Source organism: Novosphingobium sp. CCH12-A3 (assembly GCF_001556015.1).
GTDB lineage: Bacteria > Pseudomonadota > Alphaproteobacteria > Sphingomonadales > Sphingomonadaceae > Novosphingobium > Novosphingobium subterraneum.
Map to the genome: position 1 here is coordinate 156,910 of NZ_LSIA01000121.1, position 15,389 is coordinate 172,298.

Sequence of the window (15,389 nt, forward strand, 5' to 3'; positions counted from 1 at the left end):
CCGGGTCCGACACCCGCTTACCCTAGAGCGCGCGCCGTGCCTTCATCCACGCCTTCGCGTGGTTCTGCACCTGCAATAGCGAGGCGAACACCGATTTGCGCGGCTCGGGCGTGCCGGTCCGCCCGATCGCATCGATCTGGGCATAGTACCACATTTGAACGCCGAAGCCCGCGATGGTGCGGACGGTATCGAATTTCTCCAGCCAGCGCAGCGCCGGGGGCAGCAGGCGCAGCGTGGCCTCGAAGCGGGGCAGGTCGGCGCGGTCCTCCAGCAGATTGCGGCAGGCATCCGGCGCCCCGCACAGCGGTCGCCCGATGCCGATCAGGTCCGCCGCGCCCGTCTCCAGCGCATGCTGCATCGCCGCGCGGCTGCGGAAGCCGCCGGTCACCATCAGCGGCATCCTCGTCAGGCTCGCCTTCATCGCCTTGGCGAAGTCCACGAAATAGGCCTCGCGTGCCGCCGTCGAGGCCGGGACATCCGGCCGTTCGAAAGGGTCCAGCCCTTCCATGTCCATCATCGCCGGTTGCTCATACGATCCGCCAGAAACCTCCAGCAGGTCGATGCCCGCCTCCTCCAGCCAGCGCGCGACGGTCAGGCTCTCCTCGAAGGCAAACCCGCCTCGCTGGAAGTCTGCCGAATTGAGCTTCACCGAGATGCCGAACTGCGGGCCCACGGCTTCGCGCACTGCTCGCACAGTCTCCATCAGGAACCGCGCCCGGTTCTCCAGAGATCCGCCCCATCGGTCGGTGCGCTGGTTGCTGCGCGGGCTGAGGAATTGCGAAAGCAGGTAGCCATGCGCGGCATGGATCTGCACCCCGCCAAAGCCCGCGTCCTGCGCCGCTTTCGCACAAGCGGCAAACCGCCCGATCAGATCGAGGATCTCCGCTTCCTCAAGCGGCACCGGCTCGCCGAACTGCCCGCCCGGCAGCCCCAGCTTCACCGCCGATGGCGCCTTGGGGTGCGGGTTGACAGTGGCCTGCGTCTGCCGCCCTGCGTGGCTGATCTGCATCCACAACTGGTTGCCTGCGCGCGTCCCGGCCTTTGCCCACTGCGCCAGAGCCGCCTTCGTCGCCGCATCGGGCGCGCGATCGACGATGACATTGCCGGGGCGCTCCAGATGGTCACCATCGATCTGCACGTTGCCGGTTATCAGCAGGCCCGCGCCACCATCGGCCCACACGCCATAGAGCCGGTCAAGTTCCGGCGTCGGTCTGCCCGACGGATCGGCCAGTCCCTCGGTCATCGCGCCCTTGGCGAGGCGGTTCGGAATGACGATGCCGCACGGCAGGGCCAGCGGTGTCTTGATCAGCATGGCAATCTCCCCCGCGCCAGTCTGCCAGACCGGGCGCGTAGTGCAATTGCCGGATCGTGACCGTTTACCCCTTGAAGCCGATCTTGCCGGCCATGATCACCGCCTGCGTCCGCGAAAAGACGTTCATCTTCTGCAGGATCGCGGAAACGTGCGCCTTCACCGTCGTCATCGAGACATCGAGTTCATAGGCGATCTGCTTGTTGAGCCGCCCGGCGACGAGGTGCCCCAGGACCACCCGCTGCTGCGGGGTGAGGCTGTCGATCCGGCTGCGGATCGCGTCTTCCTCGGCAGCGGCGGAGTCATCACCTTCGAGTTCAGGCATGTAGATCTCGCCCGAAAGCACCTGGTTCAGCGCGTCGAGGATTGCCGCGCGCTTGAGGCTCTTGGGCACGAAGCCCGCCGCCCCTGCGGCCAGCGCATCGCGCACCACCTTGCGGTCTGTCACGCCCGAGACCATCACTACCGGCGTCGCCGGAAAGCGGTCACGCAGGGCTTCGAGGCCCGACAGGTGCGAAACATCGGGAATGTTGAGGTCCAGCAGGACCAGGTCGACATCCCCTTCCTGCTCGAGGGTATTGAGCGCAGCTTCCAGGCTGTCTGCTTCAAGGATCGTGCAGGAGGGAAAGGCGTCGTCGAAGATCGAGCGCAGCCCATCACGCACCAGCGAATGGTCGTCCACAATCAGCACGCGATCAGGTCCGTTTACGGCCATGGCAGCGCTCCCCCTTTCGGCTGCGAACGTGGTCATTGCGATGGTATTGCTCATCTGTCTCTACCCGGGGAGGGGGTGGAGCGCCAGACCTGCGGTAAGGTCCGGCGCCCCGGGGAAAATCACTTCGGCAGCTTGAACACCCAGAGCGAACCGCCCTGGCTGATCTCCTTGAAGGTCTTGGCCACCTCGCCGCCCCACAGCGGCACCGCGCCGCCCCAGCCGGACATGACCGCGACATACTGTTCGCCGTCCTGCTCCCAGGTCACCGGCGAGCCGACCACGCCCGACCCGGTCTGGAACTTCCAGAGTTCCGCACCCGTCTTGGCGTCGAAGGCCTTGAGGTAGCCCTCGGGCGTGCCGGTGAACACCAGATTGCCGCGCGTGGCCAGAACACCACCCCACAGCGGAGCCTTGTTCTTGTACTCCCACACGATCTTGCCGGTGGCCGGGTCCATCGCGCGAAGCGCACCGATGTGGTCTTCTGCAATCGGCTTGATGGTGAAGCCTGCACCCAGGTAGGCCGCGCCCTTCTTGTAGGCGATGGGCTCGTTCCAGATGTCCATGCCCCAGTCGTTGCTGGGCACATAGAACAGGCCGGTGTCCTGCGAATAGGCCATCGGCATCCAGTTCTTGCCGCCGAGGAACGACGGGCTGGCGAACACGGTCTTGCCTTTTTCCGCGGCATTGGGCGCGCCGGGGCGGTTTTCGGCCACGTAGTTCGGACGGCCGGTCTTCAGGTCGATGCCATTGGCCCAGGTCGTCTGCATCACGAACTTGTGCGCGCCCAGCAGCTTGCCGTTGGTGCGGTCAAGCACGTAGAAGTAGCCGTTGCGGTCGGCCTTGGCGCCGAGCTTCATCGGCTTGCCCTTCATCGTGGCATCGAACGGGATGAACTCGTTCACGCCGTCGAAATCCCAGCCGTCATGAGGCGTGGTCTGGTAGTGCCACTTGATCTCGCCGGTATCGGCATCGATCGCCAGTGTCGAGGACGTGTAGAGGTTGTCGCCGGGGCGCAGGTGGCTGTTCCACGGGCCGGGGTTGCCGGTGCCGAAGTAGAGCAGGTTGGTGCCGGGGTCATAAGTGCCGCCCAGCCAAGTCGCGCCGCCGCCGGTCTTCCACAAGTCGCCGGTCCAAGAAGCGTTGAGCTTGCCGGTCATCGTGGAAGGCTTGCCACCCAGCGTGCCGATGTGGCCTTCGATGGTCGGGCGTGACCACACCAGCTCGCCCGTATCCACGTTGCGGGCCTGCACTTCGCCGATCACGCCGAACTCGCCACCCGAATTGCCGGTGATGACCATGTCCTTGACGATCAGCGGCGCCGCCGTTGCCGAATAGCCGGCTTGGTAGTCGGCCAGCTTCTTGTTCCAGATCACCTTGCCGGTATGGCGATCGAGGGCAACGAGATGCGCGTCCAGCGTCGCGAAAATCACCTTGTCGCCATGGATCGCCGCGCCGCGGTTGACCACGTCGCAGCAGGGCATGATGCCATCGGGCAGGCGGGCGTTGTATTCCCACTTCTTCTCGCCGGTGCGCGCATCGAACGCGAAGAGGCGCGAATACGAACCCGTTACATAGATCGTGCCGTCATAGACCAGCGGCTGCGATTCCTGGCCGCGCTGCTTTTCACCGCCGAGCGATGCTGCGAAAACGGGCACGAGATTCTTGACGTTGCTGGTGTTGAGTTTGTCGAGCGAGCTGAACCGCTGCTGCTGCGGGCCCATGCCATAGCTGATCACGTCGCCGGGCGTGGCCGCATCGTTGATGATGTCCGCGCTGGTCGGCCCGCCGGCAATGGCTGGAACTGCCGAAAGACTAGTGGCTGCCGCAAGGCCTGCCAACACGATTGAAAAACGCCGCTTCATCCTGTCCCTCCTGTTATGGGGTCTTGTTCTGCGATGGAGTGCGGTCATGCGGGAATCCCCCCGGTTCGCCACTGATCCCCTATCGTCAATGTGAGCCTATCGGTTGCAGTATGCTGCACAATTGAACCTTGGGATAAGGCCTTGTGCTTCATGCCCAAGCGCGCCAAATGCTGCGCAATACAACCGCAGCAAAAACGGTTCGGGGAACACCGGTCGCAGTCGGTGTTCCCGTCCCCCCGTTGGCCCGCCAATCGAGGATGGCGGGTGCGAGCTGACCGTTCAGGATTGCGCGGAAAGCGCCGGCTTCCAGTTCACGCCATGGCGTTGGAACAGCGCGGCCATGCGCCCATCGCCAATCATCGGCTCGAGCACTTCCTCAAGCCTGAAGCCCAGGTTGCGCGAATTTTCCTTCACCGCGATTCCAATGTCCCAGCCCGGCGACATCATCATTGGCAGCGGTCCCTTGCGCACCTTGATCCCGGCGTCGGGGTTGTCGGCGACGACAGCCTCGATCTGCGCGGTGGTCGCCACGGTGAAGTCGGCACTGCCATCCACCAGCGCGGCGGGCGCATCATAGCCATTGGGAACGTGGACCAGGTCCTTGGCAAGGACGCCGCCAGCGTGGCCGAGCAGGTAGAAGTCAGGGATCGAGGCGAGTTCGGCGGTGATCTTCCGGCCCTTGAACGACGCCGGCACCGCTTCGCAGTTGCCGCCATCGCGCGAACAGGCCGCGCCAAAGGTTTCGCGGTAATAAGGCGCAAGGAACACGACATTGTCTTCCTGCTGTATCAGCTGCCGCTCGAAGGGTACGTGCAGCATCACGTCGCATGGCTGAAACCCGAGCAGCCCCCCGCGCCAGACCACGTTGCGCAAGTCGTCGGAGATGTCCTCGCCCGCGAAGAACAGCTGGACATCGGCGCGAACGCCCAGCGCTTCGGCGAGCGCGCGCGCAATGTCGGCATCGATGCCTGCCACCTTGCCGTCCTGGTTCCACGACCAGGGCCGGTTATCCGCATAGAGTCCGACCCGAAGGACTCCGAGGTCTTTGACCTTCTCAAGCGGTGCAGCAAAGGCGCTGGAGGACGCGGCCAGCGCGGATAGCGCCAGCCCCTGCAGGAACGAACGCCTGCTGGCGCGCATTGCGGTCACTCTTCCGTATGCTTGGATTCGATCCAGGTGCGGATCGCCCATCCGGCCTTCTGGCCGAGCACTTCGCCGAACGGTGGCATATAGACCTTGCCATCGCGTGACGAGCCGTGCTGGAAGCGCTGGACGAACCATTCGTCGCCGCTGTCGCCGGTTTCGAGATAACGCAGGTCAGGCGCAATCCCGCCCGAGATCGCGTCGAGCCCGTGGCAGCGCGCGCAGTTCTGGCCATAGGCAGACTGGCCGATCTCCAGTGCCTTCTCGTTGCCGCGGTAGGGGTTGACCGTCACCCAGGTGTCATTGCCACCGACAAGGTCGGGCAGTGCCGAAGTGTCAACCGCTTGCGGCGTGACGTTACCATGCGCGGAAAGGCTCGATGCGATGGCGCCGGTGGTCAGCGCAACAGCCGCCAGCAGGGCGGCACGGCCCTTGGAGATCTTGATCATCAGTCATCCTCTGCGACACGGGTGCGGATGATCGTCCGCCCCGATAGTGCTCCTTGCTTATCGCGCTGCCGGGCCATCGCAAATTGAACCATGGTACAAGACCAAGGTGTCATATGCGCGCGCACGAGCGTCGGATATGGTGCGCAGCATGGAGAGACAACTGAAGGCATTCGCAGCAACCCTGCTGCTCGGCACCACCCTTGCGCCTGCGGCACACGCAACGCGCGCCTACGTCAGCAACGAACGGTCCTCGACCGTGACGGTGATCGATGTCGAGAAGGGCACGGTCGAGGCGGAATGGCCGGTCGGCAATCGCCCGCGCGGCATCGCGATGACGCGAGACGGCAAGGCCGTGCTCGTCGCCGCCAGCGCGGACAACGCGGTGGAAATGCGCGATCCCGCCACTGGCGCGCTGCTTGCTGCCCTGCCTTCAGGTGCAGATCCGGAGCAGTTCTTCCCCGCCTATTCTGGCAACCTGCTTTTTGCTGCGAACGAGGACAACGCCGCCGTCACGGCGATCGATCTCGATGCGCGCAAGGTTGCGTGGCAGGTCACCGTCGGTGACGAGCCCGAAGGCGTCGCACAAAGCCCCGACGGCAAGTGGTTGCTCGTCACCAGCGAGGAGGACAACACCGTCGCCTGGATCGACCTTGCCACGCGCACCGTGGCCGAGGAGATGGAAACCGACGCCCGCCCCCGCCACATCGAATTCGAGGGCAAAGGCCAGAAGGTGTGGATCGCCGCCGAAATGGCCGGGACAGTGCAGATCGCGGACGTCGCCACCAAGTCCATCGAACAGACCCTTGCCTTCGCTCCGCCCGGTGTACCGGCCTACAAGGTCATGCCCTGCGGCATCCGTTTCACCCCCGATGGCAAGACCGCGATTGTCGCTCTTGGACGCGCCGACAGCATCGCCGTCGTCGACGTTCCCACCCGCACGGTGCGAGGCTACGTCAAGGTCGGCGACCGCCCGTGGCACCTCGCCATAACCCCGGACGGAACCCGCGCCATCGTCGCCAACGGAGCCAGCGATACCGTGTCCTTCGTCGACATTGCGGTGATGCAGGTTACCGCCACGATCAAGGCAGGCGGCGGCCCCTGGGGCGTCGCACTGGGGCGCTGACTGACCTTCGTCATTATCCCAAAGTCCAACGCCCAAAGTCCAATATCGCAGTTTGTTTCCGCGCAGCATTCTCTCCTCTCAGTCGCAGAATAATCGACACGACCTTTCACGGAGGGGATGGAAATGAACATGAAGAAGGCGCTTTGCGCCTCGGTTGCGCTCGCCACGATGGCGATTGCGACCACGCCCGCCTACGCCGGCACGGCCGAACTTCTCAAGCGCCTGCACGAAAAGGGCATCCTCTCCGACGAGGAGTATGCCGAGCTGCTGGCCGAGGAAAACAAGCCGTCTCCCGCCCCCGCAGCTGCCGCCGCACCTGCCGGCGATACCATGACCCGCGCCACTGAATCCGTCGATTCCAGTCGCATGGTCCGCATGGCCGCGTCGGGCATCGGCCTAGAAGTCGGCCCCGCCACGATCACGTTCTCTGGCTCGGTCAACGGCTTCTACGTGCACGACAATCCCGCCACGCCCACGGCGCGCACTGCCGTCACCGGGGGCATTGCCAGCGTCGGCGCCAACAACTCCAGCGCGATCCGCAATGGCCTGCTCCCCGGCTTCCTCAAGGTCTCGGTGGCGACCCAGCAGTCGGGTTGGGACGTCGGCGCCACTTTCGGCATGTACCCCGGCATCAACTCGACCGCCTGGGGCGCTCTCGGCGCCAACAACGGCGGCCAGCCGACCGCCCTTGCCACCGCCGGCATCGATTTCCGCCAGACCTACATGACCTTCGGGAAGCCCAACGTCGGCACCTTCAAGATCGGCCGCGATATCGGCCTGTTCGGCTCGGAGGGCATCCTAAACGACATCACACTGCTGTCCTCGGGCACGCCCGGAAACAACGTTGCGCCGGGCAACACCACGCTGGGACGCATCGGCGTCGGCTATATCTACACCGATTTCCAGCCCCAGATCACCTACACCTCGCCCAACCTCAAGGGTCTGCAGGCTTCGGTCGGCGTGTTCCAGCCGCTGTCCTCGCTCACCGGCCCTGCCGAGAGCAATTCGGCTCCCGGTTTCCAGGGCAAGGTGACGTATGACGGCAAGTTCGGCGATGTTGCCGCGCGCCTGTGGGTGTCGGGCATCACCCAGAAGCACGATATCGTTGGCGGCGGCAGCTACACCGGCAGCGGCGTGGACTTCGGCGGCAAGGTCACCGTCGGCCCGGTCACGGCGACCGGCTACTACTACACCGCCAGCGGCCTCGGCACGACGGTGCTCGGCCTGTTCGACACCGGTCTTCCGCAGACCGGCAGCGGCGTTGCCAAGCGCGATTCCAGCGGCTTCTACGCCCAGGCGCTGGCCACCTTCGGCAAGGTTTCGGTCGGCGGAAGCTATGGCGAGAGCCACCTCGATTACGCAAGCAACACCGATCGTCTCGCCAATCCGAACCTGCTCGATGTGAACTCCAGCTACGTCGGCCAGGTCCGCTATGGCCTGACCTCGTGGGTCACGCTGATCGGCGAATACGTGCATTCGAAGGCCGTCGCCCACTCGGGCAACAAGGCCGAAAGCGATGCCTTGGCCGTCGGCGGAATCCTGTTCTTCTGAGCCGGATTTCATAAACTTAACATTCGATACCAAAGTCCACCCTTGTCGGCGGCGCCGATTGCTCCCAAAGCGCCGCCGACAGTTCTGTCTTCAAATCGTCATCCGGAAAGTCGCAGCAGATGGACGACACCAGTTTTCTTCGGGCCCGTTCAGTCAGGGTTGGCAGCCTCTTGGCCGCAGCCGCTCTTGCCTCCACCGCGCTTCCGGCCTTTGCCGATGAAGGTCCCGATGGCCAGATCGTCGTCACCGGCGCCGGCCTTGAAAAGACCCCGGGCACGCCTGCCTATTCCACTGTCGAGATCGGCCGCGATGCCATCACCACATCCGCTTCGGGCCGCATCGAGGACGTGCTGACACAGGTCGCCGGGTTCCAGCAGTTCCGCCGGTCAGACAGCCGCTCGTCCAACCCTTCGGCCCAGGGAGTCACGTTGCGGGCGCTGGGTGGCAATGCCACGAGCCGCGCGCTCGTGTTGCTCGACGGCGTCCCCATGGCCGATCCCTTCTTCGGCTACGTCCCGCTCCCGGCGCTCACGCCCGATACGCTGGGCTCGATCCGCGTCACCCGCGGCGGGGGCTCGGGCCCGTTCGGGGCGGGAGCGCTGTCCGGCACGATCGAGCTCGAGAGCGCAGGACCCGATCAGCTTGGCCTCGTAAACGGCCAGCTCCTCGCCAGCCAGCGCGGCGAGACCGAAGCTGCCCTGAGCATCGCCCCGCGCCTCGGCTCGGGCTATGCTGTCGTCTCGGGCCGTTGGGATCGCGGCAAGGGCTTCTTCACCACGCCGGAATCGCAGCGCGTTCCCGCCACCGTTCGTGCCCGCTACGAGTCCTGGTCCACCCAGGTCCGCGCCGTCGCGCCGCTCACCGATACGGTGGAGCTTCAGGCCCGCGCGCTGGTCTATCGCGATGATCGCCTGCTGCGCTTCAAGGGCGCCACCACGTCCAGCGAAGGCCAGGACGCCAGCCTGCGCCTGGTCGGCCGGGGCGATTGGCAGTTCGATGCCCTCGCCTATGTCCAGGTCCGCAATTTCGACAACATCGTCGTCTCCGCCACCAGCTTCAAACCCACGCTCGACCAGTACGATACGCCCGCGCAAGGGCTTGGCGGCAAGTTCGAGCTGCGCCCGCCGATGGGCGAAAACGATGTGCTGCGCCTTGGCGTCGACTGGCGCCGGGCATCGGGCACGATGAAGGAGAACGCGATCAGCGCCGCCACCGGCGCCATCACCGCGCGCCGCCGGGCAGGGGGCAACAACACCGACCTCGGCTTCTATGCCGAGAACGACCTGACGCTGGGCAGCCTTGTCCTCACTGGCGGTCTGCGCGCCGATCGCACCGTGATCGCCGACGGCTATTTCGAAGTGCGCAACACGGCAGGCACTGTCACCAGCCGCACCGATTACGCCACGCAGACCGATTGGACCGTCACCTGGCGCGGCGGCGCGGTGCTGCGCGTCAGTGACAGGATTGCTCTGCGCGCCGCGGCCTATACCGGCCTGCGCCAGCCCACGCTCAACGAACTCTACCGGCCCTTTACCGTCTTCCCGGTAACCACGCAGGCCAACGCCGCCCTGCGCAATGAAAAGCAGAAAGGCTTCGAGGCCGGGATCGACCTGACCCCCGCCGAGGGCATCCGCCTGTCTGTTACCGGTTTCGACAACCGGATCGAGAACGCCATCGCCAACGTCACTATCGGCACCAACCTGCGCCAGCGCCGCAACGTCGACGAGATTCGCGCCCGCGGCATCGAAGCCTCCGCTCACGCCGAAGTGGGCATCGTCCGCTTCGACGGCTCGCTGGCATGGACTGACGCCGAAGTGCGCAACGGCCCCTTGTCGAACCTCACCGGCAAGCGCCCGGCACAGACCCCGCGCCTTGCCGCGTCCGCCACGCTTGGGCTTAGCCCTGCCGTAGGCTGGGACATTGCGGCCACCCTGCGCCATGTCGGCCAGCAGTACGAGGACGACCTGCAGATCGACAGCCTCAAGGCCGCAACCACGCTCGACATGTTTGCGCAAGTGCCGCTGCCCCGCGGGATCAGCCTGGTCCTGCGCGCGGAAAACCTGTTCGATACCGAAATCGTCACGCGCAATGCGGGCGGCTCGATTGACCTTGGCAATCCGCGCACGCTCTGGGCAGGGGTGAGGGTCAAGATCTGATGATGCGCAAGCTGATCCCGCTGCTGTTTGCCGCCGTTTCCGCACCCGCTCTCGCCCAGACCGATCCGCAGATCGTCGTCAATGCTCCCGGTGGCATGATCGACCTCGACGAGGCTCGCGCACTTGATCTTGCGGCCATGGATTCCTCGGGCCGCGCCGATCTTGGCCGCGCACTCGAACGCGCCATTCCCGGCCTGACGCTGGGCGAAGCCGCCGGCAATCCGTGGCAGGCAACGCTGAACTGGCGCGGGTTTTCCGCCGGCGCGCTGCAGGGCATGGAGCAGGGCATCGCCGTCTATCTCGATGGCGTGCGCTTCAACCAGCCGTTCGGCGATGTCGTCCTGCTCGATCTCATGCCCGATACGGTGCTTGTCGCGGCGCAGGTCAACGATGCCAATCCGGTGCTGGGGCGCAATGCGCTGGCCGGATCGGTTCTTGTCCAGACCGGCGACGGCGTGACCCTGTCCGGCCTGCGCGGCCAGGGCGATGTCGACAGCGAAGGCATGGCGGGCGGCGCGGTCAGCTATGGCACCGGCACCGCACAAGGCAACCTGCTTGTCGCCTTCGAAGCGCGGCATGACAAAGGCTGGCGCGTGGCCAGTCCGTCGACGCTCTATCGCGGCTTTGCCAAGGGCATCCATCAGGGCGAGGGCTGGGGCATCGAGGTCTCCGCGCTTGGCGCTGCGACCGACCTGACCGGCAACGGCGTCTCGCCCGCCGAGCTGCTCGATGCGAAGTACGATGCGGTGTTCACCCGGCCCGACAGCACGCGTACCCGCTTTGCCCGCGTTGTCGCCGCGCCGTGGCTCTCGACCGGCGATACGTCCCGCTTCGAACTGCGCGCCCACTGGCAATACCTCGATCGTCGCAATGCCAACGGCGATCTTGCCGATTTCGGTGCCTGCGATGCCAACCCGGCGCAACTTTGCGTCGAGGATGATGACGACGGCTACAGCGATCCTCTCTTTGCCAATGGCGTTCCCGTTGCCGCCGACGCAGCTGGCGACGATCCCGCGGTGTTCAATCGCGGGAAGGAGCGCACGCAGGCCTATGGCGTCACCCTGCAATGGCAGGGCACGGTCGAAACCGACCTCGGCACGCGCCGCATCGCACTGGGCGGCACATGGGAGCACGCCCGCACGCGCTTCGGCGCGCAGACCGACCTTGGCGAGCTGGAAGAAGACCGCTCGGTCGAGGATCTCAGCCTGCCGCTGGTCTCGGCGGAAGGGGCGATCCAGCCGGTGTCGCTGGTATCGAAGCTGAACGATTTCGCCCTCTTTGCCAGTCTCGAACTGCCGCTGACCACGGCCCTCTCGGTCGAGGCCGGAGCGCGTTATTCGCACAATCGCGTGGTGATGAAGGACCAGTTGGGCACCGCGCTGAATGGGCGCCACACCTTCGATCGCTTCAATCCTTCGATCGAATTCGACTATGCGCTGGCCCCGGGCCTTCACGCCACCGCCGGTTTTTCGCTCACCAGCCGCAATCCCACCCCTGCGGAATTGAGCTGCGCCGACCCGGAAGCGCCTTGCACCCTCGCGAACTTCTTCATCGCCGATCCGCCGCTCAGGCAGGTAACGGCAACCAACTGGCATGGTGGGCTGAGTGCAACCGGCCGAAGGCTGGCCTGGCGGGTCAATCTGTGGCGTTCGGAGACCAGCAACGATATCCGCATGATTGCCTCCAGCGTGCGCGGGCGGGCCTATTTCGCCAATCTCGGCCACACCCGCAGGCAGGGCGTCGAAGCCTCGGCGGAGTGGCGGCACGATGGCTGGTATTCCTCGGCCAGCTTTGCCTTCACCGATGCGCGCTTTCGCGATGCCTTCACCCTTTCAAGCCCGTCGAACCCGGCGGCCGATGACGAGGGCACGATCATGGTCGCGCGCGGTGACCAGTTGCCTGCCGTGCCGCGCCACGCCCTCAACCTGCGCCTTGCGCGCGAGGAGCGGAACTGGTCTGCCGGTGTCACGATGCGCGCCCGCTCCGGCCAGTATCTCGCCGGTGACGAGGGCAACGACAATGCGCGCACGCCTGCCTATGCCGTGTTCGATCTCGACGGCGCGGTCCGCCTTGCGCCGGGCATCCGCCTTGTCGCGCAGGTCCGCAATGTGCTGAACAAGCGCTATGCCACTTTCGGCACCTTTTCCGAAGTCGATGAGATCGATCTTGCCGAAGCGCCCGGTGCCGAAGACCCCCGCGCCTACGCCCCCGGCGCCCCACGCCGGCTGACGGTATCGCTCAGGGCGGAGTTCTGATCACAACCGCGGCAGCAGTTCACCCTCGAGCGCTGCGTAGAAGTGCGAGACGCTGCGCTGCAATTCATACCGCGCGGCCTTGAGCGTTGAAAAGCGCGGCGGAATCGGCAGTTCGCCAGCCTCGCTCATGTCGAGGCCCCGGGCCACCGCATCGCGCAGCGTCGCCTCGATCCAGTCGAGCCAATCGCGGGTCTGCGCAATCGCGGCTCCATTGCGGTCAATCGGCCCGTGCCCCGGCACCAGCAGCTTGTGCGGCAGGGCGGCAAGCACATCCAGCGAAGCGCGCCAGTCTGGCAGCTTGGCATGCGGCGTCGAAGGTGCGCGGTCGTGGAACACGAGGTCTCCGGCGATCAGCGTGCCCGTCGCCTCGTCAATCAGAGCCAGATCGCCGCCGGAGTGGCCCTTGAGTGCCATCAGGCGGAGCTTGCGTCCGCCAAATTCCACTGCGCCTTCAGACACATCGCCCTGCGGGACGACGATTGCCGTGCCCTTCATCCAGTCGGCCAGCAGGCGGTACATCGCGTCCGAAAATCCCTCGCCATCGCGCTCCAGTTCGGCCCGCGTCGCGGGCAGGGCGTGGACGATTGCAGGGTCGAACGCCGCTGCGCCCATCGCATGGTCGGGGTGCAGGTGGCTGATATAGACGCGGCCCACCGGCTTGCCGGTCAGCCTTTGCGCCAGCGCTCCCAGCGCAAGGCCGTGTTCACGTGAGACGCCGGGGTCGAACAGCACTGCGCCCGCCTCTGTCGCGATGATCGCGCTGTTGGCAATGGCGCCGCCATTGGCAAAGGCAATGGCCTCGTCCGCGCCGCGCACCATCCACACACCGTCCGCGATCGGCTCGGCCACGGGATTGTATTTGCTCGCAAATTTCTCGGCGAAGGCGGCGGCGGGGCTGAACAGTCCGACCAGCAACAGCGCCCTGCGGTCCAGCCTCACGCACCCACCTTGCCGGGAAACTCCAGGCCGGCGCTGTCGCGTGCCTCGAAGGCAATTGGTCCCGTTGCCTTGACGACCACCGTAAACGCGGGGTCTTCGGCGACGGAGCCGAAAATCTGCATTTCGCCCAAGGACTTGCCACTGGCGTCGCGGACTGTCAGTCGCTCGATGTTATAGGCGGGAATGTTCTCCACCAGCCCGGTGTCCATCGGATGCCGGAAGGTCAGACGCAGGCGGGTTTCTCCAGCCTTTTCAAGCCACTGCGCGCCCCGAACCTCCCCCAGATGATCCGCCCAGTCTCCCTTCACGCGGCTGACCGGCGGCGCGGAGCAGCCGCCGCCTGCGGCATCGATCCAGGATCCGCCGACGTGCCAGATTCCGTCCTGCGTCTGCACCGCCGCGCGCACCGGGGTGCGCTGATCGAGCTTGATGCGCGTGGCGAGGAAGGGTTGGGCCCGCGTGGGGGCGTAGTCGACGGCGACGGGGATGGGGTTGAGATCGGCAAAGAGGACGATGCGGCGCACGTTGGGCAAAGCGCGCGCGTCCACCGTCACAGGGAAAACACGTTGATTTTCAGCAATTTCGGGAATGTGGACGGCAACGCGGTCATCGAACACGATAGAGTCCTTGCCGAACAGGCGCGCGGCGTGATGCTCCCACATTGGCGAGTGCAGGGGATCGGCAGGCGCTGCCAGCGCGGGCGCCGAGCCCGGCATCAAGAGGGCAGCAATCGTCATCCTGACCATCATGCGCATTCTCCCAAAGCACACTATGCGCGCATTGCCAGAGCGATCATATTGGACCTTGGAATAAGGCGTAGGGGGCGGAAAAGGCCATGAACACAAGGCATGTAGCGCTTTTCCTGGCGATCTTCGCCGCTTTCCAACTCCCCGGCAACTCTAAGGCGCAAACCACCAACTCTGCCACAACTCCCCCCGAACTGTTCGACGCTGCGGGCTATCGCAAGGCACGCTATCGCGCTCCGGTCGATCGCCCGCCGATACCGGCCGTTGCCATCTCGGCGGAAGAGGCGCTCCACCTGAGGCCGGGGGTCGATGCCCTGTTCATCGATGTGCTTCCGGCAGAGGGTGGCGTGCGCGATCCGCTGTCGGGAAGGTGGACGCTTGCTGCGCAGCATGAGACGATCCCGGGTGCAGCTTGGCATCCCGAAACAGGGCGCAGCCATCCCGATCCGGCGCTTTGGCAGGGGCTGCGCACCGCGATTTCTGCCGAGCGGGCGAGGCACCCTTCGCTTCCGGTGGTGGTGTTCTGCCGCAGCGATTGCTGGATGAGCTGGAACGCCGCGCGTCGCCTGGCCAGCGAGGGATTTGCGCAAGTCTACTGGTTCGCCGAGGGCATCGAGGGCTGGAATGACGCCGGGCGGTCGCTGGTCAAGGCAGAGCCGGTGACGATAGCGCCACACTGAGACCCTCCCCGTTTTAGCCCAGCACTATCGGGGAGGATTTTCCGGCGTTACTTCAGCGTCTTGAGGTAGGCGATGAGTTCGGCGCGCTTGGCCTTGTCTTTGATGCCGGGGAAGCTCATGCGGTTGCCGGGGACGAGTTTTGCCGGGTTTTCCAGCCACTTGTCGAGCGTCGCGTCATCGAGCTTGAGGCCGGATTTCTTGATCGCGTCAGAGAACTTGTAGGTGCCCTTGACGCCCATCTTGTGGCCATAGACGCCGTAGAGGTTGGGACCGATCTTGTCGGGCGCGCCCTTGGTGTTGCTGTGGCAGACGGCGCAGCGGGCCCAGGTTGAGGGCGGAGCGGCGGGGCCGGCTTGCGCGGCGTTGGCGGTCAGCAGGGCGCCGGCGATCAGCGCTGTGCGGAGGATGGTCATGTCGTCTCTCCCGGATTCGTTTACCCGGAAGGGTGTGACATGACCCCC

Annotated in this window: 13 protein-coding genes; 5 read left to right on the top strand and 8 right to left on the bottom strand. The window is 65.4% G+C overall.

Annotated features, from left to right (window positions below; genetic code table 11):
- Positions 1-22 precede the first annotated feature (22 nt).
- The 5 genes from AX703_RS09955 to pedF all read right to left on the bottom strand — a co-directional run bounded on the left by AX703_RS09955 (position 23) and on the right by pedF (position 5,478).
- The gene (locus AX703_RS09955; RefSeq protein ID WP_062343843.1) at positions 23-1,312 is read right to left on the bottom strand and encodes an NADH:flavin oxidoreductase/NADH oxidase family protein; all 1,290 of its coding nucleotides are present in this window, start codon (positions 1,310-1,312) and stop codon (positions 23-25) included.
- Positions 1,313-1,376: 64 nt separating this feature from the next.
- Complete coding sequence (locus tag AX703_RS09960; protein WP_193828866.1) at positions 1,377-2,060, bottom strand: response regulator transcription factor; 684 nt, start codon at positions 2,058-2,060, stop codon at positions 1,377-1,379.
- An 83-nt stretch (positions 2,061-2,143) separates the two neighbouring features.
- Positions 2,144-3,886, bottom strand: coding sequence for a methanol/ethanol family PQQ-dependent dehydrogenase (locus AX703_RS09965; RefSeq protein WP_039335632.1), 1,743 nt, complete (start codon positions 3,884-3,886; stop codon positions 2,144-2,146).
- Between the two features lie 279 nt (positions 3,887-4,165).
- Positions 4,166-5,026, bottom strand: coding sequence for an ABC transporter substrate-binding protein (locus AX703_RS09970; RefSeq protein ID WP_062343844.1), 861 nt, complete (start codon positions 5,024-5,026; stop codon positions 4,166-4,168).
- Positions 5,027-5,031: 5 nt separating this feature from the next.
- Entirely contained in the window at positions 5,032-5,478 is a 447-nt protein-coding gene (gene pedF / locus AX703_RS09975) for a cytochrome c-550 PedF (protein ID WP_062343845.1), read from the bottom strand.
- A 148-nt stretch (positions 5,479-5,626) separates the two neighbouring features.
- Here pedF and AX703_RS09980 point away from each other — a divergent pair, with 148 nt between their 5' ends.
- The 4 genes from AX703_RS09980 to AX703_RS09995 all read left to right on the top strand — a co-directional run bounded on the left by AX703_RS09980 (position 5,627) and on the right by AX703_RS09995 (position 12,563).
- The gene (locus tag AX703_RS09980; protein WP_062343885.1) at positions 5,627-6,601 is read left to right on the top strand and encodes a PQQ-dependent catabolism-associated beta-propeller protein; all 975 of its coding nucleotides are present in this window, start codon (positions 5,627-5,629) and stop codon (positions 6,599-6,601) included.
- A gap of 129 nt (positions 6,602-6,730) precedes the next feature.
- Entirely contained in the window at positions 6,731-8,152 is a 1,422-nt protein-coding gene (locus AX703_RS09985) for a hypothetical protein (protein WP_062343886.1), read from the top strand.
- Positions 8,153-8,271: 119 nt separating this feature from the next.
- On the top strand, positions 8,272-10,308 hold the full coding sequence (locus tag AX703_RS09990) for a TonB-dependent receptor (RefSeq protein WP_062343846.1): 2,037 nt from the start codon (positions 8,272-8,274) through the stop codon (positions 10,306-10,308).
- A 2-nt stretch (positions 10,309-10,310) separates the two neighbouring features.
- Positions 10,311-12,563 (top strand): TonB-dependent receptor, encoded by a 2,253-nt coding sequence (locus tag AX703_RS09995; RefSeq protein ID WP_062343887.1) that lies wholly within the window; start codon positions 10,311-10,313, stop codon positions 12,561-12,563.
- Here the strand turns inward: AX703_RS09995 and AX703_RS10000 are convergent, their stop codons facing one another.
- Both AX703_RS10000 and AX703_RS10005 read right to left on the bottom strand, forming a co-directional pair.
- Complete coding sequence (locus tag AX703_RS10000; protein WP_062343847.1) at positions 12,564-13,502, bottom strand: quinoprotein relay system zinc metallohydrolase 1; 939 nt, start codon at positions 13,500-13,502, stop codon at positions 12,564-12,566.
- The gene (locus AX703_RS10005) at positions 13,499-14,257 is read right to left on the bottom strand and encodes a quinoprotein dehydrogenase-associated SoxYZ-like carrier (protein ID WP_062343848.1); all 759 of its coding nucleotides are present in this window, start codon (positions 14,255-14,257) and stop codon (positions 13,499-13,501) included. Before AX703_RS10005 ends, AX703_RS10000 begins: the two co-directional genes overlap by 4 nt.
- 80 nt (positions 14,258-14,337) lie before the next feature.
- On the opposite strand from AX703_RS10005, the gene AX703_RS10010 reads away from it, so the two are divergent.
- Complete coding sequence (locus AX703_RS10010) at positions 14,338-14,928, top strand: rhodanese-like domain-containing protein (RefSeq protein WP_082734520.1); 591 nt, start codon at positions 14,338-14,340, stop codon at positions 14,926-14,928.
- Between the two features lie 47 nt (positions 14,929-14,975).
- Here the strand turns inward: AX703_RS10010 and AX703_RS10015 are convergent, their stop codons facing one another.
- Positions 14,976-15,341 (bottom strand): cytochrome c family protein, encoded by a 366-nt coding sequence (locus AX703_RS10015; protein ID WP_039335623.1) that lies wholly within the window; start codon positions 15,339-15,341, stop codon positions 14,976-14,978.
- Positions 15,342-15,389 lie beyond the last annotated feature (48 nt).

Excerpts from the sequence above, each read along its gene's own strand:
- AX703_RS10005 (WP_062343848.1), bottom strand. The coding sequence starts at position 14,257 with ATGCGCATGATGGTCAGGATGACGATTGCTGCCCTCTTGATGCCGGGC.
- AX703_RS09955 (WP_062343843.1), bottom strand. The coding sequence starts at position 1,312 with ATGCTGATCAAGACACCGCTGGCCCTGCCGTGCGGCATCGTCATTCCG.
- AX703_RS09980 (WP_062343885.1), top strand. The coding sequence starts at position 5,627 with ATGGAGAGACAACTGAAGGCATTCGCAGCAACCCTGCTGCTCGGCACC.
- AX703_RS09985 (WP_062343886.1), top strand. The coding sequence starts at position 6,731 with ATGAAGAAGGCGCTTTGCGCCTCGGTTGCGCTCGCCACGATGGCGATT.
- AX703_RS09965 (WP_039335632.1), bottom strand. The coding sequence starts at position 3,886 with ATGAAGCGGCGTTTTTCAATCGTGTTGGCAGGCCTTGCGGCAGCCACT.
- AX703_RS09990 (WP_062343846.1), top strand. The coding sequence starts at position 8,272 with ATGGACGACACCAGTTTTCTTCGGGCCCGTTCAGTCAGGGTTGGCAGC.
- AX703_RS10010 (WP_082734520.1), top strand. The coding sequence starts at position 14,338 with ATGAACACAAGGCATGTAGCGCTTTTCCTGGCGATCTTCGCCGCTTTC.
- pedF (WP_062343845.1), bottom strand. The coding sequence starts at position 5,478 with ATGATCAAGATCTCCAAGGGCCGTGCCGCCCTGCTGGCGGCTGTTGCG.
- AX703_RS09960 (WP_193828866.1), bottom strand. The coding sequence starts at position 2,060 with ATGACCACGTTCGCAGCCGAAAGGGGGAGCGCTGCCATGGCCGTAAAC.
- AX703_RS09970 (WP_062343844.1), bottom strand. The coding sequence starts at position 5,026 with ATGCGCGCCAGCAGGCGTTCGTTCCTGCAGGGGCTGGCGCTATCCGCG.
- AX703_RS10015 (WP_039335623.1), bottom strand. The coding sequence starts at position 15,341 with ATGACCATCCTCCGCACAGCGCTGATCGCCGGCGCCCTGCTGACCGCC.
- AX703_RS09995 (WP_062343887.1), top strand. The coding sequence starts at position 10,311 with ATGCGCAAGCTGATCCCGCTGCTGTTTGCCGCCGTTTCCGCACCCGCT.